Source organism: Mycobacterium sp. Dal123C01, from assembly GCF_052566995.1.
In genome coordinates this window covers 561,627-588,046 of the sequence record NZ_CP199580.1, presented here as the reverse complement: position 1 = coordinate 588,046, position 26,420 = coordinate 561,627, and the positions used below count along the sequence as shown (strand labels likewise).

Annotated in this window: 26 protein-coding genes and 1 pseudogene; 9 read left to right on the top strand and 18 right to left on the bottom strand. The window is 66.8% G+C overall.

The annotated features are described in order from the left end of the window. Positions 1-2 precede the first annotated feature (2 nt). The 5 genes from ACTXG5_RS02860 to ACTXG5_RS02840 are packed head-to-tail and all read right to left on the bottom strand — an operon-like array spanning position 3 to position 5,282. Positions 3-575 carry a TetR/AcrR family transcriptional regulator gene (locus ACTXG5_RS02860; RefSeq protein ID WP_445162257.1) on the bottom strand — a complete coding sequence of 191 codons (573 nt, stop codon included), beginning with the start codon at positions 573-575 and terminating at the stop codon, positions 3-5. Beyond that, positions 572-1,504, bottom strand: coding sequence for an SDR family NAD(P)-dependent oxidoreductase (locus ACTXG5_RS02855; protein WP_445162256.1), 933 nt, complete (start codon positions 1,502-1,504; stop codon positions 572-574). Before ACTXG5_RS02855 ends, ACTXG5_RS02860 begins: the two co-directional genes overlap by 4 nt. Continuing rightward, the gene (locus ACTXG5_RS02850) at positions 1,501-2,958 is read right to left on the bottom strand and encodes an acyl-CoA reductase (protein ID WP_445162255.1); all 1,458 of its coding nucleotides are present in this window, start codon (positions 2,956-2,958) and stop codon (positions 1,501-1,503) included. Before ACTXG5_RS02850 ends, ACTXG5_RS02855 begins: the two co-directional genes overlap by 4 nt. Further along, on the bottom strand, positions 2,955-4,391 hold the full coding sequence (locus ACTXG5_RS02845; RefSeq protein ID WP_445162254.1) for a hypothetical protein: 1,437 nt from the start codon (positions 4,389-4,391) through the stop codon (positions 2,955-2,957). Before ACTXG5_RS02845 ends, ACTXG5_RS02850 begins: the two co-directional genes overlap by 4 nt. A 54-nt stretch (positions 4,392-4,445) precedes the next feature. Then, the gene (locus ACTXG5_RS02840) at positions 4,446-5,282 is read right to left on the bottom strand and encodes a hypothetical protein (RefSeq protein WP_445162253.1); all 837 of its coding nucleotides are present in this window, start codon (positions 5,280-5,282) and stop codon (positions 4,446-4,448) included. A gap of 21 nt (positions 5,283-5,303) precedes the next feature. Here ACTXG5_RS02840 and ACTXG5_RS02835 point away from each other — a divergent pair, with 21 nt between their 5' ends. Then, a complete protein-coding gene (locus tag ACTXG5_RS02835) occupies positions 5,304-5,921 on the top strand; it encodes a TetR/AcrR family transcriptional regulator (protein WP_445162252.1) in 618 nt (205 codons plus the stop codon). On the opposite strand, the gene ACTXG5_RS02830 is transcribed toward ACTXG5_RS02835, so the two are convergent. Beyond that, positions 5,895-6,446 (bottom strand): hypothetical protein, encoded by a 552-nt coding sequence (locus ACTXG5_RS02830; protein ID WP_445164632.1) that lies wholly within the window; start codon positions 6,444-6,446, stop codon positions 5,895-5,897. The genes ACTXG5_RS02835 and ACTXG5_RS02830 overlap by 27 nt on opposite strands. 28 nt (positions 6,447-6,474) lie before the next feature. Here ACTXG5_RS02830 and ACTXG5_RS02825 point away from each other — a divergent pair, with 28 nt between their 5' ends. Beyond that, positions 6,475-6,723: a hypothetical protein gene (locus tag ACTXG5_RS02825; RefSeq protein WP_445164631.1), complete on the top strand. Its 249-nt coding sequence runs from the start codon at positions 6,475-6,477 to the stop codon at positions 6,721-6,723. On the opposite strand, the pseudogene ACTXG5_RS02820 reads toward ACTXG5_RS02825, so the two are convergent. From ACTXG5_RS02820 to moeA, 5 genes and pseudogenes are all read right to left on the bottom strand, one after another. After that, positions 6,709-7,239: pseudogene (locus ACTXG5_RS02820) on the bottom strand (MFS transporter); the annotation flags it as partial. The gene ACTXG5_RS02825 and the pseudogene ACTXG5_RS02820 overlap by 15 nt on opposite strands. Before the next feature lie 348 nt (positions 7,240-7,587). Continuing rightward, positions 7,588-9,771: an AAA family ATPase gene (locus tag ACTXG5_RS02815; RefSeq protein WP_445162251.1), complete on the bottom strand. Its 2,184-nt coding sequence runs from the start codon at positions 9,769-9,771 to the stop codon at positions 7,588-7,590. Beyond that, entirely contained in the window at positions 9,768-10,667 is a 900-nt protein-coding gene (gene pssA / locus ACTXG5_RS02810) for a CDP-diacylglycerol--serine O-phosphatidyltransferase (RefSeq protein ID WP_445162250.1), read from the bottom strand. The genes ACTXG5_RS02815 and pssA overlap by 4 nt, the downstream gene beginning before the upstream one ends. Next, positions 10,664-11,359, bottom strand: coding sequence for a phosphatidylserine decarboxylase (locus tag ACTXG5_RS02805; RefSeq protein ID WP_445162249.1), 696 nt, complete (start codon positions 11,357-11,359; stop codon positions 10,664-10,666). The genes pssA and ACTXG5_RS02805 overlap by 4 nt, the downstream gene beginning before the upstream one ends. Before the next feature lie 38 nt (positions 11,360-11,397). Then, positions 11,398-12,597 carry a molybdopterin molybdotransferase MoeA gene (gene moeA, locus ACTXG5_RS02800; protein ID WP_445162248.1) on the bottom strand — a complete coding sequence of 400 codons (1,200 nt, stop codon included), beginning with the start codon at positions 12,595-12,597 and terminating at the stop codon, positions 11,398-11,400. Positions 12,598-12,672: 75 nt separating this feature from the next. Between moeA and ACTXG5_RS02795 the strand changes: the two genes are divergently transcribed. Beyond that, complete coding sequence (locus tag ACTXG5_RS02795; RefSeq protein WP_445162247.1) at positions 12,673-13,152, top strand: VOC family protein; 480 nt, start codon at positions 12,673-12,675, stop codon at positions 13,150-13,152. Then, positions 13,143-14,585, top strand: coding sequence for a flavin-containing monooxygenase (locus tag ACTXG5_RS02790; RefSeq protein WP_445162246.1), 1,443 nt, complete (start codon positions 13,143-13,145; stop codon positions 14,583-14,585). The genes ACTXG5_RS02795 and ACTXG5_RS02790 overlap by 10 nt, the downstream gene beginning before the upstream one ends. A 13-nt stretch (positions 14,586-14,598) precedes the next feature. Here ACTXG5_RS02790 and ACTXG5_RS02785 read toward each other — a convergent pair whose 3' ends face one another. Beyond that, positions 14,599-16,353: a CocE/NonD family hydrolase gene (locus tag ACTXG5_RS02785; protein WP_445162245.1), complete on the bottom strand. Its 1,755-nt coding sequence runs from the start codon at positions 16,351-16,353 to the stop codon at positions 14,599-14,601. A gap of 99 nt (positions 16,354-16,452) precedes the next feature. Between ACTXG5_RS02785 and ACTXG5_RS02780 the strand changes: the two genes are divergently transcribed. Continuing rightward, positions 16,453-17,064 (top strand): TetR/AcrR family transcriptional regulator, encoded by a 612-nt coding sequence (locus tag ACTXG5_RS02780; RefSeq protein ID WP_445162244.1) that lies wholly within the window; start codon positions 16,453-16,455, stop codon positions 17,062-17,064. Here the strand turns inward: ACTXG5_RS02780 and ACTXG5_RS02775 are convergent. Further along, positions 17,052-17,543, bottom strand: a complete 492-nt coding sequence (locus ACTXG5_RS02775; protein ID WP_445162243.1) for a cupin domain-containing protein — start codon at positions 17,541-17,543, stop codon at positions 17,052-17,054. The genes ACTXG5_RS02780 and ACTXG5_RS02775 overlap by 13 nt on opposite strands. 48 nt (positions 17,544-17,591) lie before the next feature. Here ACTXG5_RS02775 and ACTXG5_RS02770 point away from each other — a divergent pair, with 48 nt between their 5' ends. After that, the gene (locus tag ACTXG5_RS02770) at positions 17,592-18,287 is read left to right on the top strand and encodes a M24 family metallopeptidase (RefSeq protein WP_445162242.1); all 696 of its coding nucleotides are present in this window, start codon (positions 17,592-17,594) and stop codon (positions 18,285-18,287) included. 61 nt (positions 18,288-18,348) lie between these two features. On the opposite strand, the gene ACTXG5_RS02765 is transcribed toward ACTXG5_RS02770, so the two are convergent. Continuing rightward, positions 18,349-19,260, bottom strand: a complete 912-nt coding sequence (locus ACTXG5_RS02765; RefSeq protein WP_445162241.1) for an SDR family NAD(P)-dependent oxidoreductase — start codon at positions 19,258-19,260, stop codon at positions 18,349-18,351. A 101-nt stretch (positions 19,261-19,361) separates the two neighbouring features. Between ACTXG5_RS02765 and ACTXG5_RS02760 the strand changes: the two genes are divergently transcribed. The 3 genes from ACTXG5_RS02760 to ACTXG5_RS02750 all read left to right on the top strand — a co-directional run bounded on the left by ACTXG5_RS02760 (position 19,362) and on the right by ACTXG5_RS02750 (position 22,752). Then, positions 19,362-19,928, top strand: a complete 567-nt coding sequence (locus tag ACTXG5_RS02760; RefSeq protein ID WP_445162240.1) for a TetR/AcrR family transcriptional regulator — start codon at positions 19,362-19,364, stop codon at positions 19,926-19,928. A gap of 199 nt (positions 19,929-20,127) precedes the next feature. After that, positions 20,128-21,753 (top strand): chaperonin GroEL, encoded by a 1,626-nt coding sequence (gene groL / locus ACTXG5_RS02755; RefSeq protein ID WP_445162239.1) that lies wholly within the window; start codon positions 20,128-20,130, stop codon positions 21,751-21,753. Between the two features lie 162 nt (positions 21,754-21,915). Continuing rightward, a complete protein-coding gene (locus tag ACTXG5_RS02750) occupies positions 21,916-22,752 on the top strand; it encodes an SDR family NAD(P)-dependent oxidoreductase (RefSeq protein ID WP_445162238.1) in 837 nt (278 codons plus the stop codon). Here ACTXG5_RS02750 and ACTXG5_RS02745 read toward each other — a convergent pair. The 4 genes from ACTXG5_RS02745 to ACTXG5_RS02730 are packed head-to-tail and all read right to left on the bottom strand — an operon-like array spanning position 22,741 to position 26,411. Beyond that, a complete protein-coding gene (locus tag ACTXG5_RS02745; protein WP_445162237.1) occupies positions 22,741-23,301 on the bottom strand; it encodes a carboxymuconolactone decarboxylase family protein in 561 nt (186 codons plus the stop codon). The genes ACTXG5_RS02750 and ACTXG5_RS02745 overlap by 12 nt on opposite strands. Positions 23,302-23,336: 35 nt before the next feature. Further along, positions 23,337-23,738, bottom strand: coding sequence for a pyridoxamine 5'-phosphate oxidase family protein (locus ACTXG5_RS02740; protein ID WP_445162236.1), 402 nt, complete (start codon positions 23,736-23,738; stop codon positions 23,337-23,339). Between the two features lie 31 nt (positions 23,739-23,769). Next, positions 23,770-24,642 (bottom strand): PPE family protein, encoded by an 873-nt coding sequence (locus ACTXG5_RS02735; RefSeq protein WP_445162235.1) that lies wholly within the window; start codon positions 24,640-24,642, stop codon positions 23,770-23,772. A 38-nt stretch (positions 24,643-24,680) separates the two neighbouring features. Next, positions 24,681-26,411, bottom strand: coding sequence for an N-acyl-D-amino-acid deacylase family protein (locus tag ACTXG5_RS02730; RefSeq protein WP_445162234.1), 1,731 nt, complete (start codon positions 26,409-26,411; stop codon positions 24,681-24,683). Positions 26,412-26,420 lie beyond the last annotated feature (9 nt).

Genomic DNA, 26,420 nt, shown 5'->3' with positions numbered 1-26,420 from the left:
GCTCAGGCCTTGAGCAAGTCGGCCAGCGCGACACCCAGGTTGTGCAGGTTGGTTTCCAGCGAGTACGTGCGATCGGCCGTCCAGTTGAGGATGCCGCCGGACAGTGCGCCAACGATGATGTCGGCCAACGTTTCCGCATCGTGGCGCGCGTTGACCTCTCCGCGGGAGACGCCTTCTTTGACGAGCTCGACGAAGGTGTCGTGCAGGTTGAATCCGCGGTGGACGCCGTGGCCGCTGGTAGCCATCATCTCGCCGATCAGCTCGCGGTAGGTGTCGCCCGATTTGACCAGCGTCGCGCCGATGTCGTCGAACACCCCGACGAGGCGCGCCGGGATGGGTTGATCGGCGCGGTCGAAGACGACGTCATGCAGGTTGACCAGCCGACGCTGCGCCAGCGCGCCGATCATGTCCTGGCGGGTAGCGAAGTGATTGAAGAACGTCCGGTTCGCGACATCGGCGCGCTCACAGATTTCCTCGATGGTCGTGGCCGCGACGCCCTGCGCCAAAAACAGGTCAAACGCCGCCACCAGGATCTTCTCCCGCATCTCCTGCTTGCGCCGTTCCAGTCTGTTCACGTTCTGTCACACTGCTTCTCGGAAAGGGCCCACCACTGTTCCGCGCGCTGCTCATCGCGCGCATACGCGGCGGCCGTCTCGCTGACCGCGCAGTCTTCGAGGTACAACCCCCCCTGGCCGGCCAGCTCCGGGCTTACCGCGGCCCATACCTGTGTGGCCGCACCATGTTCGGGAGTGACGAAGTCAAGGAAGCCGTCGCTCGGCTCACCGCGCGCCGCGCTGGTCGCGGCGGCATGCCGGCGCAGCTGCGAGAAGTCCTCGCGGGACATATACCGTGCCAGCGAGGTGGCAACCGTGCCGGGGTGGACGGCATAGGCCCGAATTCCCAACTCGCACAGCCGCCGATCGGCCTCTTTCGCGTGCAGGATGTTCGCGGTCTTGGATGCGCCGTAGGCGACGAACTTGTCGTATTCGCGGCGCTCCCAGTGGGGATCGTCGAAGTCCACGTCACCCATCACGTGGCCGCCGGAGGACAGGATCACCACCCGCGCGCCCCCGGCGTCGGCAAGCTGCGGGACCAACAGCCGGGAGAGCTCGAAGTGCCCGAAATGATTTGTCCCAATTTGCAATTCGAACCCGTCGTGGGTCCGTTCGAACGGGGTGAACATGACGCCTGCGTTGTTCATCAACACATGCACCGCGGGCGTGATCTCGCGGATCATCGTCGCCGCCGCGCGAACGCTGGAAAGCGCGGTGAGGTCGAGCTCGACGGTCGAAATCTGAGCGCCCGGCACTTCGGCCGCTGTCCAGGCGGCGGTCTCGGCCAGTGCATCCTGGTTGCGAGCGGCCAAGATCACGTGTGCGCCCGCGGTGGCCAGCGCTCGCGCCGACTCGCGGCCCAGGCCGGACGAGGCGCCGGTGATCACACAGACCTTGCCGGACAGGTCGATTCCCTCGACGACCTCACACGCGCTGCGGCGTTCGGTCATGCCCGCGCGAGCTGCCAGAGCGGAACGACCACGTCGGGGTCGCATTCTTCGTCGACGATCCACTTGCACATCCGCCGGATCGGCTCGATGGCGTCCTGAGGCATTGCGATCGCGACGCTGCACGCGTAGCCCAGACTGGTCAGCCGCTGGGCGCCGAACAGCGGCAGCGTGTTTCGTAACTGTCGCTTGAGCGACTCAGGATAGATGCCGATGGTCTGAGTGTAGGCGTTGACTGCCGCGGTCACCCGGTCGATGCTATCCACCGGCACGATGTTGGCGACCCGCCCGGACAGCATCGACGAATAGTCGACCGGCTCGTCGAACTGGGAGACCACGATGGCGCCCTCGCGGTGCTCGCCGCCGATGACGCGGTAGAAGTCATCGGTCATGCGCGAGGCCTCGATATGGTCGAGCAGCTCGCGGTTCGGATACCGCGGCGGGGTGCTGACGACGGCGGGCAGGGAGACCAGTTCCTGGTACATCATTTCGCCGAGCCGATTGGCGTTGGCCAGCCCCACGGCATCGGTTCCGCTGAGCACGTAGATGACCCGGGCGTTGGCACACCCTTCCTGGTTGGCCACGCCGATGTCGGTCGCGGCGCGGCGGGCCACCTCGCGCAGGGTGTCGTCGTCGGCGAACGCCTCGGCGCCGATGATGGTCGCGCTGCGCTTCGGGTCCAGTGCAATGAGCTCCAAACCCGGCTGGATGTACCGGGTTACGTGCTTGACCGACGCCATCCCGCCCCAGGCCACGATCTTTTCGATGTGCTGGGGCTGGTAGAGGGCTTCTTCGACGGCCAGATCACCGCCCTTCCAATACCCGACCGCCAGATGCCGGGTGATCGGGTGGCCGGGCGCGACATCGGCAAGCGTGCGGGCGATCGCGATCGCGGTGAGCGGATCGTTGGAAGGTGCCTTGATGATGACGTCCGATCGGGTGATCACCGAACGCAGGATCGTGACCGCCGAGACCAATCCGCCGTTGCCTGCGGGGATATGCAGCACTCGGGATCCGAAGGCGCGCACCCGTAGTTCGCGTCCGTCGTGCAACCTGTGCGGGACCCATCCGTTGAGGTAGTCCAACCCGACCTGACTGTCGGCGACTTCGGTGACGTTGTCGCGGGAAAACAGCGGCCGCAGCACGCGATAGCTGTTTTTCATCATCTCCGCCGGCAGCACGTTGGCGACCAGCGAGGCCTCGTAGGCCTCCTGCAGGTGGGTGTTCGACTCGAAGTCGAGCGCATCGCCGAGGGCGGCCAGCACGTCAAGGATTTCGTCGAAGCTCAACTCGTAGAGGTCGGACATCTCCGCGGGACTTTTGAGCGGCAGGTGCTGGACATACTTGCCCATGTCCGGCGCGGCGAACTGCGCGGCGCCGATGCGGGTGTCGAATTTGACGAGATCGTCGGTGATGACCTGCCCCCGCAAGAACAGCGGGACGGTGTAGGCGGTCACAGGTCGACACCCTTCATGAAGTTGACCGCCTCGTTGTGCACCTCTTGCGTTGCGGCGCAGGTGATCCGGTCGTCATCCACGCCTTGTTTTTCGCTGTAGCGCATGATGTCTTTTTCGAACGCGAGGCTGGCCTGACCGCAGGGGCACTGCAGGTCCCAGTCGATCGTGACTTCGTCGCCCGAGATGACGCCGCCCCAATGGGCGCGCAGCAGGATGTCGTAGACGGCGGCGCGGCCGGTCTGCACACCGGTTCGCGGCAGCGGCTCGCTGGTCTCGGGATCGAGCACGAATGGAACCACCCACGGTGCGACGTGATAGCGGCCTTCGCTGCAACCCCAGTGGAAGGTGCTCGATTCGGAGAAGCCATAGCCGACTTGAATGCGGTCGACGCCGAGGAAGTCCGTGATGACGTCCATGAAATCATCAGGCAGCGCAACACCTTTCATGCCGCCGCCGGTGAGAATCGCGGAGTCGGGGGAGAAGACATTGCGCACGCCGCGCTCCAGGCCGGCCTTCGCGATGTCGTACATCAGGTGATAGGTGCCGAGCATGAACACCCGCTTGCCACGCAGCTGCTCGGTGATGCGGGTGAAGAACACGTCCATGTCCTGAGCCTGTCGTGCCTGCATCGCGATGAACTCATCCTTGCGGGCGGCCAGCGCGGGGTCGATCTCCAGCCGGTCGAGCTCCCCGCGGGATGCCGCCGCACGCATCTTGGAAGCCAGGAACATCAGGTCGGTGTCGACCGCGAACGGGTAGAGCGCGTGAAATCTGGTTTCGTCACCGCCGGTGAAGCCGCGCTTGATCATGTTGGCAATGCGTAGATGACCGAGCTTGCCGTTGGCGAAGTTCGGCCACACCACATCGACCGCAGGGTTGAGTTCGGCGTCGGTCGGCTCGTGGCCGAAGGTCTGGAAAAGACAGATCTTCCACAGCGTCATGCCTTCTTCGGCGCCGTGCTTGTCCTTGGGGAGGATCGAAATGGTGCCGGTGGTGCCGCTGGAGGTGATCACTTCCAGCGGCGTTTGCTCATCGAGTCGGTCGATCCACTCGTCGATCCCGGTACAGCCGGCGGTATCGACCGCGGACAGGTCGTAGCTGGTGAGCTTGTCCAGCCACTTGGTCATCAGGTCGAAGCGCTTCTTGTCGACCAGTGCGGCCGGGTATGACTTGAACGCGGTATGTGAGAACAGCAGCGGCACAACGTCGTTAAACTCGTTGAGCTCGGTGATGCCGAGCCGCTCGGCCAGCTTACGCAGCATCTCGATGCGCTGATAGTGCTCCCGAAAGCGGATGCCCATGGCCTGGCGTTGCAACTCCTCAAGCTCGTCGCGGCCAATGCTGTGCATCTGGGTGTAGGACTGGCCGAAAAAGCTGATCGGGTCATTCATGAAGTCGGTCAGCGAGCGTGCGGGGTGTTCCGTGACTGCCATCGGGCCATCGTAGACACTTTATGCAGTCAGACGCAATAGTGCAGTCAACTGCAACTAGTGCCTGATGGCACGCTCGGCCTGGCGGGCCACCCGCTCCATCAGCCGTGGTGCGATGACCCGATGTAGGGGGCCGACCACAGCCCAGACCGTTCGGGCGGCGATTTTGCGCTGATAGTGCACGCGGGTGGTCAGCGTGGCGCGCCCACCGTCCAGGCGCCGCAGCGTCAGCTGCCCGCGCATCAGCGGCCCGCTCGCTGTCAGCACGATCTCATCGGGATCCGAATGCGCGATCGACCAGCCGATTACGTGTTCCGGCGAGGAAGGCGGCCCGAGGCGAAATCTCAAGACGTGGCGGTGGATCCACAAGACGATGCCTCCGCCCGCGCCCGATTCATCCCCGAGCGCATCGTGAAACATCTGTTCGGCAGTGCGCGAGTCACCTTGCGGGATCGGGACTTCGAAGACGTCGGTGTAATCGGCCGGGGTCTCGCCGATCTCGGTTTGCTCGGCGTACACCGCCGCTGCTATGCGTTTCAGCGTCCACCGGACTGCGACACGGTGTCCACCGGTGCCGATGACCAGGGCTCGATAGATCTTCCCGTGCACACCGGGGAAGGTCGCCCAGGTGGCCGCGCGCACCCGGGTGCGGCCCGCCGGCACCATGCCGCTTAGCGGGTCCAACTCGAACACCCACCGATAGGCCGCGAACGGGTGGCGGCCTTTCAGCGCGAACCGTTCGGCATACCGTGCTTCGTCGAGCACGAAACCGATTGGCACGGTGGACGGATCGTGCGGGTCGCGACACATCACGCGCAGCAGCGCCGACCACGTTTCTGCGGGATTCGCGTCGACGGTTATGGCATGCTCATCAATATAGGGTAATCGTTCCATATAGAAGGAATGTACTAGATCATGGCACCTCCGCGGAAGCATGAAACCGATGTGATCCTCGACGCAGCCCGAGCGCTGGTACTCGAGGGCGGACCGCGCGCGGCCAGTGTCGCGGCGATCGCGAAATCCAGCGGTGCGCCGGCGGGCACGCTGTATCACCGTTTCGGTAACCGCGATGGCATCCTGACGGCGGCGTGGTTGCGCGCGCTGGAACGCTTCCAATCCCGGGCCATCGCGGCCTCAGAAACCGGTGCGACCGACACAGCCGATACGCCGGCTGAAACGGCGGTCGCGATGGCGGTGGCCGCGATCAGCTTCGCGCGGGAAATCCCGGAGGACGCCCGGCTGTTGTTGACCATCCGCCCGGGTGACCTGCTTGACGACGAGCCCGACGCGCAATTTCAGGAGACGGTGGCCACCATGAACGCGCCGCTAATCGAGCGGGTCGGGGTGCTGGCTCGAAAACTCTATGGGCGCAAAGATTCCCGATCCGTCGATGCCGTCACGCGGGCGGTCGCCGACCTGCCCTATGCCGTCGTACGGCGGCACGCGCGCGACGAACCGATGCCGTCCTGGCTGGAGGCCGACGTCGCGGCGTCGGTGCGCGCGATGCTAGACAGCTTTGGCGAACGCGGGTAGGCGTTTGATAGGACAGATCGGATTCGTGACAAAGAAGCCGCTGACCAACACGCCGATGAAGTACAGCGCGGCGGCGACCTGCAGCAGCCGGGCGAAGCTGGCATCGGTCAGCATGCCGTTTGCGATCAGTCCCACGCAGGCCACGGAGCTCAGCGCCGACGTCCTGCCCACCACGTTAAGCATGGCTGCCGCGACTCCGCTGCGGGCCGGTTCGACGGAGGCCAGATTCGCCGCGGCCAGCGGTGTCAGGGTCAGCGCCATACCGATGGCCAGCACGATCGTCCCGGGCAGCAGATGGGTGACGAAGTTGAATCCGTGACCGGGGCGGATGAGCAGCAGACCCAACCCGGCCAGCGCCGGGCCCGCGATCAGGAAGATCCGGGGCCCGATCCGTGCGGCCAGGCCACCGACGCGTTTGGCCAACAGGAACGACATCACCGGGGTGGGCAGGGTGGCCAGGCCCGCAAGCGTCGCACCATAGCCGGCGACCTCCTGGGTGTAGAGCGAGATCGCAAGAACGGCCATGGCGCCGGCCCCATAGACGAATGCCGAGGTGACACTGGGCGCCCGCGAAGTTGTGGATCGAGAAGAGGCTGGGCGGCACCAAGGGGTGCGCGGCGCGGCGCTGCCAGGCAACGAACGCCAGCAGGGTGACGACGCCGGCAACCAGCGACGTGGTGACGCGGGGATCGGCCCATCCGCGGTCCCTCGATTCGATGAGGGCATACACGGTGCCGGCCAGCCCGACGGCCGACAAGGCGGCCCCGGCAACGTCGAGGCGGGCATGGCGTCTGGGCCTTGAATCCGGGGACTGCACCGGGCGCAACCAAAACGTCAACGCGAAACCGATGACCATCGGGACTGCTGACAAGGCATAGATCCATCGCCAACTGAGAAAGTCCACGGCCAAGCCGCCCAGCAGCGGGCCGAGCGCGAACGCGGTACCGGTCCAGGCGGTCCAGCACCCGATGGCCGCGGCACGAGCTGCGCGATCAAACGTGGAATTGATCAAAGCGAGGCACCCGGGGACCAAGAATGCCGCACCGAGCCCTTGGATGACGCGCGCGGCGATCAGCATGACCGGCGAGGTCGCGCTGGCAGCCAGCAGCGAACCGGTCCCGAATGCCACCAGCCCGCAACGGATGACCGGCACCCGCCCAAAGAGATCGGAGATGGAGCCGCCCGGCAGAATCATGGCCGCCTGCGCCAGCAGATAGCCATCGACCACCCATTGCTGCAAGCACAGGCCTCCGCCGAGGTCACGCGCCGTGGCCGGCAGTGCCAGGTTCACGACGGTGACGTCGAGGAAAGCGACCATCGACACTGTGGTGGCCACCACCATGACTCGACTCGTTGGCGCGAGATCGCGCCATTTCAGCAGCGATGTCGCCCGGCGCCCGGAAGCGGTGAGGACGATCCCGGGAGAGGGCTGAACCTCGATCATGCCGGTCTCACGAGGCCGCGCCGCTCGGCGTTCATCCGATTCCTCCTCGAAAGTCCGTGATCCCGAACACTTCTCGGCAACCGTGATCCGGAACACCTCTCGGCCACCGTGATCCGGAACACCTCTCGGGAACCCGTGATCCGGAACACTTCTCAGAAAGATGTATACGACGTGGTTACACGCGGACTGGGAATGCGCTGTGGCGCGCTTATGCGTGCGTTGCTAAAGAGCTTTGGCGAACGCCCGTAGTGACTCCAACTGTGTGGGGTCCAGGGACGGTCGTACGGTTTTGCGGGCTGCCTCGAGGTCGGCGGCGGTGACATCGGCGACATCGATGGAGCGCCGCATCGCGGTGAGTGCGGCCTCGCGCAGCAGGGCCACGCAGTCGGCCGCGCTGTACCCGTCGAGTTCGGCGGCGATGTCGTCGAGATCGACGTCGGCGCTCAGCGGAATGGATTTCGCTGCGGTCCGCAGGATTTCGCGGCGGGCGGCCGCGTCGGGCGGTTCAACGAATACCAGTCGTTCCAGCCGGCCCGGGCGCAGCAGCGCGGGGTCGATCAGATCGGGGCGGTTGGTGGCGCCCAGCACCACGACATCGCGCAGCGGGTCGATGCCGTCGAGTTCGGTGAGTAGCGCAGCCACCACCCGGTCGGTCACGCCGGAGTCGAAGCTCTGACCCCGCCGGGGTGCCAGCGCGTCCACCTCGTCGAGGAACACCAGCGACGGTGCCGAATCGCGTGCCCTACGGAACAATTCGCGGACCGCCTTCTCCGAGGAGCCCACCCATTTGTCCATCAGCTCAGAGCCTTTGACGGCGTGCACGCTCAGCTGTCCGGTGCTCGCCAGCGCGCGGACCAAAAAGGTCTTGCCGCAGCCGGGCGGCCCGTAGAGCAGCACTCCGCGGGGCGGATCGACTCCCAGGCGCGCGAAGGTATCGGGATGCTGCAACGGCCACAGCACCGCTTCGGTCAACGCCTGCTTGGCTTGGATCATGTCGCCGACGTCGTCGAGCGTCACGTTTCCAATGGTCAGTTCCTCGCTGGCCGAGCGGGACAGCGGCCGGATGACGCTCAGCGCGCCGACCAGATCTTCCTGGTTCAGCTTCGGTGGTTGACCGTCGGCACTGGCCCGAGACGCGGCCCGCAGCGCCGCCTCCCGCACCAGAGCGGCCAGGTCGGCGGCGACGAAACCTGGTGTGCGGCCTGCAATCTCATCGAGATTGAGTTCGCCGGTGGGTACGGATTTCAGCAGCGTCTCCAGCAGCGCCCTGCGGGTCGCCCCGTCGGGGAGTGGTAAGCCCAGTTCGCGGTCGCACAGCTCGGGGGAGCGCAGCCGCGGATCGAGCTGGTCGGGTCGCGCGGAAGTGGCGATCAACGCCACGCCGTCGGTGGCCACCGCGTTGCGCAGCTCGGCGAGGATGAGGGCGGCCACCGGCTCCGCGGTCGCCGGCAGTAGCGCGTCGGCATCGGTGATCAGCAGTACGCCGCCGCCGTCGCGGACGGCGGTCGCCGCAGCGGCCACCGTTTTGAGCCGGTCCTCGGCGGCCAGCGCGCCCACCTCCGGGCCGTCGAACTCGACGAGCCTGCGACCCGCGCACACCGCGCGCACCATCGTGGTCTTGCCGACACCGGCTGGCCCCGACACCAGCACACCTAAATTGGTCGTGGCGCCAAGGGTTTTCAGTAGGTGCGGTTCATCGAGGGCAAGCTTGAGCCATTCGGTGAGCTTGCCGGCCTGCGTCTGAGACCCCTTGAGATCGTCGACGTGGATGGCGGGATTCGCGATGCCGATCCGTTCTGGCCGGTGCGCCGCGGCCCCGGCGCCGATCGCAACCCCGTCGCCCCAGGCAACCGATGAGTTGGGCTGTACGCTCACCGGTCCGTCGGGGTCCACGCCGGTGACGGTCAGCAGCTCCGAGGTCCAGCTGATCCCGACTGCCGACGCCAGCGCCCGGCTGGCTGCCGACGTCGAGGTGCCGGGACCGAGGTCGCGGGGCAGCAGCGACACCGCGTCGCCCACGGTCATCACCTTGCCGAGCAGGGCCTGTCGGAGGTGGGCCGATGTAATCGATTGGGTGGCCAGCGAAGAGCCATTCAGCGTCACCGACCGCGCGCCGTAAACCGTGACCGCGCTGACGATCACCGCGGTGCCCTCCCGCAGCCCGGCGTTGGACAGCGTCACGTCGTCGAGCAGCACCGTACTCACCGGGGTGCCAAGGTCGGCCAGTCCCGCCACCGCGGCTGTCGTTCGCGAACCCGTCAGGGATACCGCATCCCACTCCCGGATGCCAAGGGCAGCAACGGCATTCGGGTGCATTCTGATGACGCCACGGCGTGAGTCGACGGCTGAGGTGTTCAGCCGGGCGGTCAGCGTCAGCTGCCTGGACGCCGCGCCGGGCCCTGTCATGGCAAGCGCCCACCCGGCTTACGCAGCCCCAGCCGCGCCATCGATCGCCCTCCGGGCCTGCCCAGCCGGACTATCGGCCGCCGGTGGGGCTGGGCGCGGCGGTTGGCGCGTCGTACGGCGCGCCGTTGCTCGGGCTTTTCATCCCACACCTCGGGGTGCGCGGCCAGCCAGCGCTGGTTGCGCACCGCGAACGGGACGTGGCAGAGGTAAGCGACGATGATTACCCAGATCAAGACGTAGGGGGCGAGCACCGCCGCTGCCGCGCAGATCGCCAGGATGGCCAGCAGCGGCGCCGCCCAGTTCGGTGGTACCGCCGCCGCGTGCATCTTGCGCATCGGGATCTTGCTGATCATCAACATCGACGTCCCGGCGATCCAGATGCACAGGAACGCCGTCGACGACCACCAGCCGCCGTGCGGAAACTGCAATTTGAGCCCAATGAGACCGATCATCGAGATCGCTCCCGCCGGTGCGGGCATCCCGACAAAGAATTCACCCGTGTAGGCCGGCCGGGTGCCGTCGTCCTGCAGCGCGTTGAACCTCGCCAGCCGCAGCACCACGCACACCGCGTAGAGCAGCACCGCGATCCAGCCGGCCGGCGACGTCTCCAGCAGCGTCACGTACACGACGATCGCGGGCGTGACGCCGAAGTTCACCGCATCGGCCAGCGAATCGATTTCCGCGCCCATCCGTGACTGCGCGTCCAGGATGCGAGCCACCCGGCCGTCCAGTCCGTCGAGAATCGCCGCCGCCGCGATCAGCGCCATCGCCGCCTTCGGCTGGTGCTCGAGGGCGAACTTGATGGACGTCAGCCCCGCGCAGATGGACAGCACCGTCATTGCGCTGGGCAGGATCTGCAGGTTGACCGCGGGCCGGCCGCGAGGGCGACTGATCATGGCAGATCGGCCAATACCGTCTCGCCGGCAACGGCGCGCTGCCCCACTTGGACAACGGGTTCGGTGCCCGGCGGCAAATAGGTGTCCAGCCGGGACCCGAACCGGATCAGGCCGTAGGTGTCGCCGATCGACAGCTTGTCCCCGACGTGCGCGTTGCACACGATGCGGCGCGCGACCAGCCCGGCGATCTGCACCGCGACCACGTCGGCACCGCCGGCCGTCCGGATTCGCACGCTGGTGCGTTCGTTCTCGTCGCTCGCCGAGGCCAGGTCGGCCGACCCGAACCGGCCGGGCCGGTGCTGCACGGCGACCACGTCGCCGCTGACCGGGGCGCGCTGCACGTGGGCGTCCAATATCGACAGGAAAATGCTGACCCGGGGCAGCGGCGCGTCGCCCATGCTCAACTCCGCGGGCGGGGCGGCGGAATCAACCACGCAGACCACGCCGTCGGCGGGTGCGACGACGGCACCGGGCCGGGTGGGCGGCACCCGCGGCGGGTGGCGGAAAAAGGCCGCGCAGGCTCCCGCGGCCAGCAGACCCGTTCGGCGCAGCCACCGGACGTTGCGTCCGGCGAGAGCCACCGCCAAGCCGGCGGAGATGAAGGGCAGCCCCGCGGGATGCACTGGAGGAATGGATTCGCGCACCAAATCGAGCATGTGCCGCGCATCATCGGGGCGGGGGCGTCGTGCCACGCGCGTCATCTTACGGAGCCCTGGGGGCGGGGAAGCGGCTAGCTCAGATCCCAGACCTGCAGTTCGGTTCCGGCGGACACTTCCACCACATCTTCGGGGATGTCCAGCAGGCTGTTCGCCGACGCCAGCCACCGCAGATGGTGTGAGGCCGGCGGCCCGTAGCTGATCACGCTGCCCGCGTCGAGTATCGCCCGGCGGAACTGGCGTTTGCCTCGCGGCGAGGTCAGCGACTCGGCGAGTACGGCGGGCCGGTGCGGACGGTGCGGGTCCGACAGGCCCATCGCCGTGCGCAGCGCGGGGCGGATGAACACCTCGAAGGACACCAGCGCGCTGACCGGGTTGCCGGGCAGGGTGACGATCGTCGTGCCGGCGACCCGGCCGACGCCCTGCGGCATCCCGGGTTGCATTGCCACCTTGACGAATTCGACTCCCTGGTCACCTTCGCGGCCGAACGCGTCCTTGACCACCTCGTAGGCGCCGGCGCTGACTCCGCCGCTGGTGATGATCAAGTCGGCGTTCCCCGCGTGCCGATCGAGAAGAGAGCTGAACTGCGCGACGTCGTCCTCGGCGGTCGCGACGGCGATCACGTCCGCGCCCGCCTCACGTACCGCCCCGGCCAGCATGATCGAGTTGGACTCGTAGATCTGTCCGGGCTGCAGCGGGGTGCCCGGCGTCACCAGCTCCGTCCCGGTCGAGATCACCAGCACCCGCTGCCGCGGGATCACCGGCAGCCCGGCCAATCCCAGCGCCGCGGCCAGGCCCAGCACCGCGGGGGTCACGACCTGACCCTTGCGCAGGACGGTGGTGCCCGGTGCCACGTCTTCGCCCGCTCGGCGGATGTGCTTGCCGGGTTGCGAGGCCTCCCGGATGGCCACCGAGTCCACGCCGCCGTCGGTGTTTTCGACCGGCACAATCCCCGTCGTCCCGGCCGGCACCGGCGCCCCGGTCATGATCCGGTGCGCGGTCCCGGGTTGCAGCGTCAACGGGTCGGTGCGTCCGGCCGGGATGTCCTCGGCCACCGGCAACACCACCGGGCGTTCGGGTGTGGCGTCAACCGTGTCCTCGGCGTACACCGCGTATCCGTCCATCGCGGAGTTGTCGAAAACCGGTAGCGCCAGCTCGGCGACCACGTCGTCGGCCAGGACCAGGCCTTGCGCCTCCGTTAGCGGCACCGTGACGGCGGGGCGGGCGCTGATCATGTCAGCTACGACGCGTTGATGTTCCTCGACAGATCGCACTCGGCCATTATCGGCCTGTCAGATTTCGAAGCTGACGCCCTCCCGATCGGCGCCGCCCGACGTAGAGTCGAGAACGTGATTACCGGGTTGGCCCACACTGGGGTGTGCGTGCCGGATTGTGAGGCCGCAGTGGCCTTCTACCGAGATGTATTGGGCCTGCGTGTGCTCTCGCCGCCGTATGTCATGGCCGGTAATGCCATTCGCAACGACATGGGTGAACTGGTATCGGATCCCACGATGAAGGCGGCCATCGTCGGCTTCGGCGACGGCAGCGACCGCGTGCTGGAGGTGATCGAGTACCTCAACGTGGACGGTGGCGATCAGCGAACCACCGCGGCCCTGACCGACCACGGGCTCTCGCACGTCGGGCTGATTTGTGAGGATCTTGACGCCACCCGGGCCGAACTCGAGAGCAAAGGAGTCCGCTTCCTCGTCAGCGGAATCGCCGACGTCGCGCGCGTGCGCACCACCTGGTTCGTCGATCCGTGGGGCGTGGTGTTCATCCTCGTGGAGAAGAGCCGGCCCGAGCGACCGTACTTCGCGCAATGGGATTGAAGCCGCGCGTCGGGGTCATCGGCGCCGGCGCCGGGGGCATCGCGATGGGAATCCAGCTCGCCGCGGGTGGTTATGACTTCACCATCTTCGACCGGGCCGACGGATTCGGAGGCACCTGGCGGCACAACACTTTTCCGGGTGCGGCCTGCGATGTCCCATCACATCTGTACTCGTACTCGTTCGCCCTCAACCCACGCTGGAGCAAGACCTACGCGAACCAGCCCGAGATCCTGGCCTATCTCGAAAAGGTGGCCGCCGAGCACGGGCTGGGTCCACACCTGCGGCCCAACACCGCGATCACGGCGGTGCGCTGGTCGGATTCCCACCGGCGCTGGACGCTGGTCACCGACGACGGCCAGCAGCACGACTTCGATGCCGTGGTCAGCGCGGTCGGAATGCTCGATGTGCCTCACATTCCCGATATCCCTGGGGCGCAGCGGTTTCGGGGCCGACACTTTCACTCCGCGCGGTGGGATCACCGCAAGTCGACGGCAGGGGAGCGGGTCGCGTCGATCGGCACGGGCGCCAGTGCTATTCAGTACGTTCCCACAATCGCCCCAAAAACCGCTCATCTCACCGTGTTTCAGCGGACCCCGATCTGGATCTCGCCCCGGTTCGATTTCCCGTTCAGCCCCGAGCAGCACGAAGAGTTCGAACGCGATCCGGCGGCGGCACAGAAACTGCGCGACGAGGCCTTCGACGCTTACGAGGCATCCAGTTTCGACGTCGACGCCAAGCAGACGCGTGAGGCGACCGAGCTTGCCCGCAGCTACCTGATGCGCAAGATCACCGACCCCGAACTACGCGCCAAGCTGACGCCGGACTACCCGGTCGGCTGTAAGCGGCCGCTGATGTCGCGGGACTGGTACCCCACGTTCGGGTTGCCCAACGTCAACCTGGAAACGACCGCGATCGCCGAGCTCACCGAACGCGGAGTGCGCACCGCCGACGGCGTCGAGCACCGCGTCGACACCATCATCTACGGCACCGGCTTCAAAGCCGCCGACTACCTGGCGAGCATCGAGGTGCACGGAACCGGCGGCCGCCAGCTGCGCGACGACTGGGGCGACGGCGCCGAAGCCTACCTGGGCACGCTGATAGCCGGCTACCCCAACTTCTTTATGCTGTATGGCCCCAACACAAATGGCGTCAACTCGATCATCTACATCCACGAGGCGCAGACGACGTTCATCCGCCAGATGCTCGACGTGATGGGCCGTCACGGTGCGCGCACCATCGAGGTCACACCCGATGCGCAGCGGCGCTACAACGACGAGCTCCAGGCCGCGATGGAAGGCAAGGTCTGGATGGCCTGCACCAACTACTTTCGCCATCCCAGCGGCAAGGTCGTCACCCAACTGCCCTACAGCGGGCGGACATTCTTCGAGCGCACCCGCACGCTGGTCGACGAGGACTACGAACTGCGCGCGTAGACCAACTCGGCGCCTAGTCGAGCACCGGCAGCAGCAGCCGCGACGACGATCGGACGGTGTTGACTGTGCTGGTGCCGACGGGCGCGTGACGGAAGTCCATGATCGCCGGAACATCGGGATTCTGATCGTCGCTGGAGAGCGTCAACCGGATGCGGTGCCCGCGGTGGAATCGACGGGCATTGGGCAGCAATGGGATTCGGTAGACGACGTCTTGGCCTATCGGGATCCCGACCGCGGTCCGGCACGGTAGTACCGGGGCGCCGGGACGGCTGGCGTCTTCGTCGACCTCGCGCAGGCTGGCCCGAAGCCAACCACTGGTGAGGTGGTCGACAAGCGAGCCGTCTTCGGCAATATCGGACACGACCACGATCCATCCGGTGTCCAGCGCCGTTGCCGAGGCGACCAGTCGCAGTTCAATGTCGCCGGCCACATCCAGGTCGTCGTCCAGCGGTGCGGTGGTCCAGGTCAGTAGCGAGGGCGGATCGATCTCGCTGGGCCCGGCGCGGTTGAGTCCTGTTCCCAGGGCCCAGTATTCGCGGCTGCCGGGCTCACCCTCGTCGGCGGCGAGACCGCCGTCGGCGCGCAGCGCGAACTCCACATGTGAGCTCTTGAGCGGTGGCCATGCTTCCTCCGCCTTCCACTCGTCGGCTTCGGGCAGGAAGTAGCGGAACGCGGGGCCCTCGAGAATCCCGGTGTCCTGTCCCTTCAGCCAATGGTCGTACCACGCAAGCGCCTCGATGTGCATGCTCTCCCACGGCCAGGTCAGGCCGTATTTGCCGAGCATCGCGACCCGCACACAAGGGCTCTTGGTCAGGTTGCGCAACGTCGAAAAGGTCGACGGCAGATGTAGTGGCGCGTTCTCCCAGTCGCAGCCTAAATAGACTGGTATATCGATGTTTTCGAGCAACGGCGTCAGGTCACGATCGTCCCACCATGCATCCCGTAGCGGATGTTTGACGACGGCGTCCTGCCAGAGCTCGTCCCACGGCCGCGGCGGATGGGGCAGTTTCATCAGGAGGTTGAGCATGCCGTTGGCCGATTCGCCGTTCATCGTGGCGAACTTCTTGTGTATCGGGGGCAGGTTCAGCAGCCGGCGGGCAATGGCGAAAGGCGCACTGCGGTAGAACCTGTCGCTCTTCGCTGCCGTCAGCCCAAGCATCGACAGAAACGAACTGACAAATTTCGTACTGGGCAGGCCGTGGTGCGTCGCGGCATCGTAGAGATCGCTAGTGACGGCGAACGGGAAGATGGCTTTGAGGTGTGCCGGCCGCTCGACGGCGGCCTCGAGTTGGGTCATGGCGAAGTAGCTGATGCCCAGCATGCCGACATTGCCGTCACACCACGGTTGTTCGGCGACCCACTCGATCACATCGTGCATGTCGCGGCGCTCTTGGCTGTCGAAGAAGGCGAAAGTCCCACCGGAGCCGCCGGTTCCGCGCAGGTTCACGATGATGTGGACATAGCCGCGCGGCACCCAGAAGTCGGTGGCCCCGGCCTCGATGAAGCCGGCCGGCGCGCCGAGGTCTTGCACTTGCCGGGCGTAGGGAGATGCGGCCACCAGTGCCGGAAATGAGCCGTCGGCGTCCGGGCGAAAGACGTCGGCTACCAACTCGATTCCGTCGCGCATCGGAATCTTGACGTTGAGGTACCGGTGCGTGCGGTAACGCGGTTGGCTCAGGTTGCGGAACTCCCGGCCCGATGTCTGCGGTCCGTTCAGCTGACGCTGGCCGGGCTCGATTCCGGCGACCCGCTTCGAGGTGGTGCTCATGGCCTTCTCCTGGTTTTCACGGCTCGTTGAAACTCTGAGTCTCACGCTACGTTGAAACAAGTCTCAACGCAAGAGGAAATTCACGCTACGATGAGACTTATGCCGAGGAAATCGATAACTCCGGGACCGCGGGATGAACGCGGGGTGCTGGCCGCGCGGATCGTCGCTGCCGCCCGTGGCGAGTTCGCCGATCACGGCTGGGCCGGAACCACCATCCGCGCGGTCGCGCGAGCGGCCGACGTCGATCCCGCGCTGGTCTATCACTACTTCGGCTCGAAAGAAGGCCTGCTGGACGCCGCGACGAACCCGCCGTTGAAATGGCTGGAGAGCGTCGCCAAAGTGTGGACCACACCGGTCGATCGGCTTGGCGCCGCGCTGATCACGCTGCTCCTGGCGGCCTGGGCCGACGACGAGGTCGGACCGACCTTGCGGGCCATCCTGCAGACCGCCGCGCACGAACCGGCCACCCGCGAGAAGCTGCGCCGCGTCGTGGAGGGCAACCTGATGGGCGTATCGGAACTCGGCGGCGACGAACGCGACCGCCTGATCCGCAGCGGGCTCATCTCGTCACAAATGATGGGCTTCGCGCTGATGCGCTACGTCTGGAAAATCGAACCCATCGCGTCGATGACAGACGACGAGGTGATCGCGGCCATCACCCCCAACCTGCAGCACTACGTGAGCGGGGACCTGACGGCTCAGATCCAGTAGTTGTCGTGCCGGACGAACCAGTCGCTGCGTTCGTCGTCGCTCATGTCGGCCAGGGCGGCGAGACCCTCGAAGTAGGCCTCACGCGGCGCGCCCGGCGCGAACACCATCAGGATCGACGCCGGTTCGTCGGCCTCATTGCGGAAACCATGGATCCCGCCCGGCGGGACACAGAGGAAGTCGCCTTGACGGCCGTCGGTCCACTCGGTGCCGTCGTAGAGCTTCATCGTCCCGGAGAGCACAAAGAACGCCTCGGACATGGCCCGGTGAAAGTGGGCCGGGGGCCCGCCACCGGCCGGGGCGATATCGACCCGGTAGAGGCCGTAGTCGCCATCGGTGGCCTGCTGGTTGGCGAGGTAGTGGTACTTGACCCCGGAGAACTGGTAGTCCGGCGGTGAGTCCGCGCGTTTGAGCCAGGCGCTGACCTCCGGCTCGTCGGCGGTGTAGCGGGGCGGCGGATAGGGCGGCACGACGAGGGACACCCGACCAGCCTGCCAGCTAGCATCGCGGGTGTGGAGGGGTCGACCGCCATGGAACAAGCTCGAGAAGAAGTGCGAGTGCAACGACTCCTCGATGCCCAGGGCAAGGCGGCCCAACTGTTCGACGAGATCGAACGACGCGCCATGATCCGGCCCGGCGTGGCAGAGCAGACGTTGTCCGACGAGATCCGCGACCTGGCCGCGGAGATGTTCGGCGTGACCCGGCACTGGCACCGGCGGATAGTGCGGGCCGGCGAGAACACGTTGCAGCCCTTCAAGGAGCATCCGCCGGACCGGGTGATCGCCGCCGACGACATCGCCTTCCTGGACCTGGGCCCGATCTTCGAGGAGTGGGAAGCTGACTTCGGTCGCACCTTCGTGCTGGGCGACGATCCGGGGAAAACCGCTGTGCGCGACGCGCTTCCGCGGGTGTGGCAGGCCGGGCACGACTATTTCGACAGTCATTCCGAGGTCACCGGCGCCGAGTTGTTCGACTACGTCGTCGGCAAGGCCCGCGCCGAGGGTTTCGAATGGGGCAGCCCCATCGCCGGGCATTTGGTGGGCGAGTTTCCGCACAAGAAAATCGTCGGCGATGGCCTCGAGTGGTACATCACGCCCGGCTCGGATAAGCCCATGCGGCGCGCTGACCGCGGCGGGCGGCCGTGCCACTGGATCCTCGAGATCCATCTGGTCAACCGCCCGCGCGGTTTTGGCGGGTTTTACGAGCAGCTGCTCGATCTGCCCTGACCTCAGTGCCGATCGCAAGCGCGGCGCATGCGCCGGGCGTAGCGGGTCGGCACCATCTGCCTCAGTCGACCGGATACACCACCCCGGTGAGCTCCTCCGAGACCGCCCACAACCGGCGCTGCACGTCGACGTCGTGCGACTTGTCGCTCGACGACACGACTTTGGGGTAGCCGCGTTGCTCGCCCAAGCCGTCGGGACCGTAGTACTGCCCGCCCAGCACGCCGGGGTCGGTCGCGGCACGCAGGCTCGGCAGGGCGCCCATATCCGCTCCCTGGAAGAGCGGCATCAGCACCGACGAGACGGCCGTGAGTAAGGGAGGCAGGTTGCGGGTGAGCTCGCTGCGCGAGCCGCCGGGGTGGGCCGCCGCGGCGATCGTCGTCCCCTGCGGCGCCAGCCGCCGCTGCAGTTCGTAGGTGAACAGCAGGTTGGCCAGCTTGGACTGTCCGTAGGCGCCGACCCGGCTGTAGCTGCGTTCCCATTGCAGGTCGTCGAAATGGATGCCGGCGCGAATGCGGTGGCCGACGCTGCTGACCGTCACGACCCGGGACCCGGCGAAAGGCAGCAGTCGATCCAGCAGCAGGCCGGTGAAGGCGAAGTGGCCGAGGTGGTTGGTGCCGAACTGCAGCTCGAAGCCGTCGCTGGTGGTGGACTTCGGCGTCCACATCACGCCCGCGTTGTTGATCAGCACGTCGATGCGGTCGTGCGCGGACCGCAGCTGCTCCGCGGCGGACCGGATGGACGCCAGCGACGTCAGGTCGAGCTCCTGCAGCTCGACGTCGGCGTGTGGACTCTGGGCGGCGATGCGTGCGGCCGCGTCCTTGCCCTTGTCGAGATTGCGCACCGCCAGCACCACGTGGGCGCCATGCGCGGCGAGCGCGGCGGCGGTTTCGTAGCCCAGGCCGGTGTTGGCTCCGGTGATCACGACGACACGACCCGTCTGGTCGGGAATGTCCGCCGCTGTCCAGTTCGCCATGGCAAACTCCTCACTAGTAAAGTAAACGGGGCGAGCGCTCCGGTTGGGCTTTACTATACGGAACGTACGCCCCGTTTTGTCAACCGATGGGTGGTGAATAAGTGGCGCAGCCCGAACGTCGGCTGCGTGCCGACGCGGCGCGCAATCGTGCGCGCGTGCTGGAAGTCGCCTACGACACCTTTGCGGCCGAGGGCTTGTCGGTGCCCATCGACGAGATCGCGCGGCGGGCCGATGTCGGGGCCGGCACCGTCTACCGGCATTTCCCGACCAAGGAGGCGCTGTTTCGGGCGGTCATCGAAGACCGCATGCAGCGCCTGGTCGACGACGGGCGCGCCCTGCTGGAATCCGACGGGCCCGGCGAGGCGCTCTTCACCTACCTCCGCTCGATCGTGCTGCAGTGGGGGGCGGGGGACCGCGGCCTGGTCGACGCGCTGGCCGGATTCGGCATCGACATCGCCACCGCCGCGCCCAACGCCGAAGACGCCTTCCTTGCCATGCTCGACGAGCTGCTGCGCGCCGCGCAGCGGGCGGGCACCGCGCGCCAGGACATCGGCGTGCGCGAAGTCAAGGCGATCATGGTCGGATGCCAGGCGATGGAGGCCTACAACGCGGAGTTGGCTGAGCGGGTTACCGACGTCGTCGTCGACGGTTTGCGCGCTGGGCGATAGCGGTTACCTCTTCTTGCACTCGACATGGGCGAGTGCTAAGAATGACATTGGCACTCGCGATGCGTGAGTGCTAGGTCGGGATGGTGAGACCAACAGATACGGTCGTCCGTCGCGGGCACTGTTCCCGGCCAGCATAAGTATCGGGTGGCCCGCACGTGGTCACCCCGAGTCATCCCCAATCCGGAGGAATCACTTCGCAATGGCCAAGACAATTGCGTACGACGAAGAGGCCCGTCGCGGCCTCGAGCGGGGTCTGAACGCCCTCGCCGACGCGGTAAAGGTGACGTTGGGCCCCAAGGGCCGCAACGTCGTCCTGGAGAAGAAGTGGGGCGCTCCCACGATCACCAACGATGGTGTGTCCATCGCCAAGGAGATCGACCTGGAGGACCCGTACGAGAAAATCGGCGCCGAACTGGTCAAGGAAGTCGCCAAGAAGACCGACGACGTTGCCGGTGACGGTACGACGACAGCCACCGTGCTGGCCCAGGCGCTGGTCAAGGAAGGCCTGCGCAACGTCGCGGCCGGCGCTAACCCGCTGGCTCTCAAGCGCGGCATCGAGAAGGCCGTCGAGAAGATCACCGAGACCCTGCTGAAGTCGGCCAAGGACGTCGAGACCAAGGAGCAGATCGCTGCTACCGCGGGCATCTCGGCCGGTGACCAGTCGATCGGCGACCTGATCGCCGAGGCGATGGACAAGGTTGGCAACGAGGGCGTCATCACCGTCGAGGAGTCCAACACCTTCGGCCTGCAGCTCGAGCTCACCGAGGGCATGCGGTTCGACAAGGGCTACATCTCGGGCTACTTCGTCACCGACGCCGAGCGTCAGGAAGCGGTCCTGGAGGACCCCTACATCCTGCTGGTCAGCTCCAAGGTGTCGACCGTCAAGGACCTGCTGCCGCTGCTGGAGAAGGTCATTCAGGGTGGTAAGCCGCTGCTGATCATCGCCGAGGATGTCGAGGGCGAGGCACTGTCCACCCTGGTCGTCAACAAGATCCGTGGCACCTTCAAGTCGGTGGCGGTCAAGGCCCCCGGCTTCGGTGACCGCCGCAAGGCGATGCTGCAGGACATGGCCATCCTCACCGGTGGTCAGGTCGTCAGCGAGGAGGTCGGCCTCTCCCTGGAGACCGCCGATGTCTCGCTGCTGGGCAAGGCCCGCAAGGTGGTCATCACCAAGGACGAGACCACCATCGTCGAGGGCGCCGGTGACACCGACGCCATCGCCGGACGGGTGGCACAGATCCGCGCCGAGATCGAGAACAGCGACTCCGACTACGACCGCGAGAAGCTGCAGGAGCGCCTGGCCAAGCTGGCCGGCGGTGTTGCGGTGATCAAGGCCGGAGCTGCCACCGAGGTGGAGCTCAAGGAGCGCAAGCACCGCATCGAGGACGCGGTCCGCAACGCCAAGGCCGCCGTCGAGGAGGGCATCGTCGCCGGTGGTGGCGTGGCCCTGCTGCAGGCGGCTCCGGCCCTGGATGAGCTCAAGCTCAAGGGCGACGAGGCCACTGGTGCCAACATCGTCCGCGTGGCGCTGGAAGCTCCGCTGAAGCAGATCGCCTTCAACTCCGGGCTGGAGCCCGGCGTTGTCGCCGAGAAGGTGCGCAACTCGAAGGCCGGCACCGGCCTGAACGCCGCCACCAATGAGTACGAGGACCTGCTGAAGGCCGGCGTCGCCGACCCGGTCAAGGTGACCCGTTCGGCGCTGCAGAACGCGGCGTCCATCGCGGGGCTGTTCCTGACCACCGAGGCCGTCGTCGCCGACAAGCCGGAAAAGGCGTCCGCTCCTGCGGGCGACCCGACCGGTGGCATGGGCGGTATGGACTTCTAAGAAGTCGACTAGCGAAAAAACCCGGTCCTTTTGGGGGCCGGGTTTTTTCGTGTCTTGTCGAGCGTGAGGCTGGCCGCACATTCGACGCCGAGCGTGCGGCCAGCTTCACGTTCGGCGGTCGTAAAGGCCCGCGCGCACTCGGCGGCCTTGTAAGTTCGACGGGTGGCTCTCCCGACTCCCTCACCCAGCAGCACCGCCGTCGTCACCGGGGCATCGTCGGGCATCGGTGCCGCCATCGCGCGTGAGCTCGCCGATCGCGGCCACGGCGTCACGCTCGTCGCTCGCCGCGAGGACCGGCTGCGGGAGCTGGCCAACGAACTCGCGGGCCGCGTCCGCGTAGAGGTGATCGCCTGCGACGTCGCGGATTCCGCTGCTCGCTCCGGACTCTTCGACGAGGTCGACCGTCGCGGGCTGACGGCCGACATCCTGGTCAACAACGCCGGCATCGGCACCATCGGGGCAGTGACGAATGCGTCTGTCGACGCCGAGATCGCCCAGGTGCGGGTCAATGTCGAGGCCGTCATCGACCTGACCACCCGCGCGGTCCAGCAGATGGTGCCCCGCGGAAGAGGCGCGATCCTCAACGTCGGATCCACCGCGGGCTACCACCCCTTCCCGGGCCAGGCCGGCTACGCCGCCAGCAAGGCGTTCGTGATCACCTACACCCAAGGACTGCGTGGCGAACTCGCCGACACCGGTGTCACCGTCGCGCTGCTGAACCCAGGACCGGTGCGCACCGAGTTCCTGAAGAGCGCCGGCATGGACGAGCGGAGTTTCGCCGACGCTTTCCCGAAGTTTCTGTGGACGCCGGCGCGCGAGGTGGCGCGCACCGCAATCGACGCGCTCGACGGCGATCGTGGAACCGTAATCCCTGGGCTGCCAAGCCAACTCAGCGCTCGGCTGTTTCAGTTCATGCCGCGACGGCTGCTGCTGCCGCTACTGAAAAAACAGCACCCGGGCCTCAAAAGAGACTCGGGCAGGGACCGGTCAGCGAGCTGAGGGCCAGGGCCGCATCCAGCCCTCCGCCGGAAGCGCGAGTGCATTGCACAGCGTGCAGATCGTGCGATACCAGCCGACGGCCGTGAGCAATTCGATCCGCTGCTCGTCGTCGAGGTCGCGGCCCAGTGCTATCCACGTCGACTCCGACCACGAGCCGGTGCGCTCCAGTTCGTCCACCGCCTCGATCAGCGTCCGGTCTTCCGGGCTCCACCGCGCGTCGTCCGCACCGCCGGTCACCAGCGCGTCGCACTCGTCGTCGCTGACGCCCGCGATCGGGCCCCAGAACGCCGCCTGCCCGCCCCACTCGTACTCGCAGCCCACGAGCGCACAGATGCGAAGGATCGCGATCGTGCGGGTCCGGGGTGGCAAAAGTGCTGCGATGTAAAGGGATTCGCCGAGCTTTCGCAGTCGGCTGGCCAGCGCAGGATGGCGCTGCAGGCAACGCACCAGAAGCAGCGGCTCGTAGGAGCGGTCCGGGTGACCCCAGCTGTTGATGCTGGTGGCATCTTCCTCGCTCCACGGCGGAGCAAGGGGCGCAACGCGGCTCACGCGAATGACTGTACGGAGGCAGCCGTTCCGTTTCGTCAGGCGGGTAGGGAGAACACCACGCAGTCGTGCAGGCAACCTTTGGCCGTGTCGGGAGAGTCCGGGCCAGCGTCGCGGTGCAGGAGGGCGCGGGTCGGGACCACTTCGCAGCGCACCGAGTCCGTGTCTGCATCGCTCACTTCGGCACGGCCGTCGACGATCAGCGAGTATCCGCCCGGTTCGGGCGGGGGCCACAGCAGGGTGACATCGCTGCGGTGGGCGAGATTCTCGCGGGTTCCTCCACCGATGAGACCGACGTCGAGGGTTGACCCGAGCAGCTGCGGCTCGACCGTCACGGTGTGCACGCGGTATCCGTCGTCGACGGTGATCAGATAGGCGAACGGGTAATCGGGCAGGGCGGCGGCGAGCCTGTCGAGGTCCACCCTCTTCTTCGTGCGCATGATGTCGAGGATAGGCCTCACGCGCGTGGCGTCAGTCTGGCGAACCCGTCGGTATGGCGCCCGAGCCGAGATCGCTGAGCAGGCCCGGGTTCGTGGTGCCGGGGCTGAAACCCGTGCCCGCGGTGGGTGAGCTGAGCAGACCCGAGTGGACATTGGCCGCACCCGCACCGCCCGTCACGTAGTGACTGGAACCGAGCAAGCCCGCGTCCGGCCTGGCGTTGGCGAACCCCCCTCCGGGGGTGTCGGTCAGCCATGACCCGACGTGACCGCCGGTGTGATCGAGGCCCGTCATTCCGCTGAGGTGCTGCGCCAAATTTCCGGTGGCCGCATGGGGCCCGAAAGTCAGGTTGCCGTTGCTGAAGTGCACGCCGAGGTTCTGCATGACGTGCTGCCAGGGCGCGAGCTGGTCGGCGGCCGCCGATGCGTCGGCGTGATAACCGGACATCGCCGCCACGTCCGTCGCCCACATCTGTTCATAGGCGGACTCGATGTCCATGATCGTCGGAGCGTTTTGCCCCAGATAGTTCGTGTTAGCCAGCAACTGCACCAAAGCACGATTAGCCGACACCACGGCCGGCTGCACCGTGGCCGACAACGCCGTCTCGAATGCGCCCGCGATGGCCGCAGCCTGGCTGGACGTCGCCTCCGCCTGGGCTGCCGCCGCCTTGAGCCAGCTCACGTACTGGGTCGCGACGGTCAGCATCGCCTTCGCCGACGGGCCCTGCCACGCACCGTTGGCAAGATCGGATGCCACGGAGAAAAACGAGGATGCTGACGTCGCCAAATTCTCGGCCAGCCCATCCCAGGCTTCCGCGGCAGCATGCAGCGGTGCCGATCCAGGACCGGCGTAAAGGAGGGCCGAATTGATCTCTGGCGGCAACCACGCAAAATGCGGGCTCGTCACGGAAATAACTTAACCGGGACAGGCCCCAGTTCGTGGCGTTATGGGGTGGGTGCGGGCGCGATCTGGCGGCCGCGGACCAGCTTTCCCGGACGGGCATCGGTGGGTTGGCCGTTTTCGGCGATCACTTCGCCGGCCACGATCGTGGCCACGTAGCCTTCGGCGGTCTGGTCCAGGCGCCGTCCGCCGGCGGGCAGATCGTAGGTGATCACCGGCTTGTGCAGCCGCAGCGCGGCGTGGTCGATGACGTTGAGGTCGGCCTTGTATCCGACCGCGATGCGGCCGCGATCGGCCAGTCCGGCGACGCGGGCCGGAACGGAGGTCAGTTCGCGGACGGCTTCGGACACCGTGAACCGGCCCGACGCCCGGTCCCGGGCCCAATGCGCCAAGAAGTACGTCGAGTAGCTGGCGTCGCAGATCATGCCGTAGTGGGCGCCGCCGTCGCCGAGGCCGAGCACCACATCGTCGCGATGCAGCAGCTCGCCGACGGTGTTCAGCGAATTGCCCTCCAGGTTGCTGGTCGCGACCAACAGCATGGCCCGGCCGTCCTCGTCGAGCAGGCGGTCGTAGGCCTCTTCCATCGGGTTGACCCCCTTGGCCCGGGCCCGGGCCCCGATGCTGTCCGCCGGGTTGGGTTCGTAATTGGGGTTGTCGTCCAGCGGGAAGATCCAGTCCCACATCTGCGCCACGTACAGGATCGGGTGCCCATGGCCGGGCTTGTCGGCCAGGATGCGGGCGCGGACCTCGGGTTTGCGCATCTCGGCCACCCGCTCGGCCAGCGGCAGGTGGGCGATCTCGCGGTAGCTGGGGTAGAGCACGAACGGGTTGGCGGTCAATTGCAGCCCGATGATCAGCCCGATCGGGCGCGGCAACAGCTGCGCGGTGACGTCACCGCCCGCCGCGTTGGCCTTCTCGATCATGTTGATGGCGTCCGGCCAGGTCGGATCGCCCGCGTTGGCGACGACCAGGGTGAAGGTGACCGGCAGCCCGACGTCCTCGGCGACGTCGAACACCGTTTGCAGCACCGGCTGATAGCCGCCGGCCGGAATGTCGGGCACGAACTGCAGCAGGCCGCCGCCGGCGTCGACCACACCCCTGGCGATCTCTTCGATCTCCTCGCGGGCGGCGTCGTAACTCGGGATGGGGGAACCGCTTTCGGTCTTGTGGATCGTCAACCGCGACGAGGCGAAACCCAGCGCCCCGATCTCGATCGCCTCTTTGGCCAGCGCCCGCATCTTGGCGAGGTCCTCGGCGGTGGCCGGCTCGCGGTTGGCGCCACGCTGACCCATCACGTAGACCCGCAGCGGGGAATGCGGCAGATAGGCGGCGACGTCGATGTCGCGCCTGCCGGCGTCCAGCGCGTCCATGTATTCGGGGAAGGTTTCCCAGTTCCACGGCAAGCCGTCGGTCATTACGACGCCGGGAATGTCCTCGACTCCGGCCATCACGTCGACGAGCACGTCGTGGTCTTCCTGGCGGCATGGCGCGAACCCGACGCCGCAGTTGCCCATCACCACGGTGGTCACGCCGTGCGCCGAGGACGGGGTCAGGCGCTCCGACCAGATGGACTGACCGTCGTAGTGGGTGTGCAGGTCAACGAAGCCGGGCGTGACCAGCAGGCCGGTCGCGTCGATCTCGTGCTCCGCGCTGTCGCCATTGACGGGGCCGACGGCGGTGATGAGGCCACCGTGTACCCCGACGTCGCCGACGTACGGCTCGCCTCCCAGGCCGTCGACGATGGTGCCATTGCGAATGAGGAGGTCATAGATCACCTAATCAAT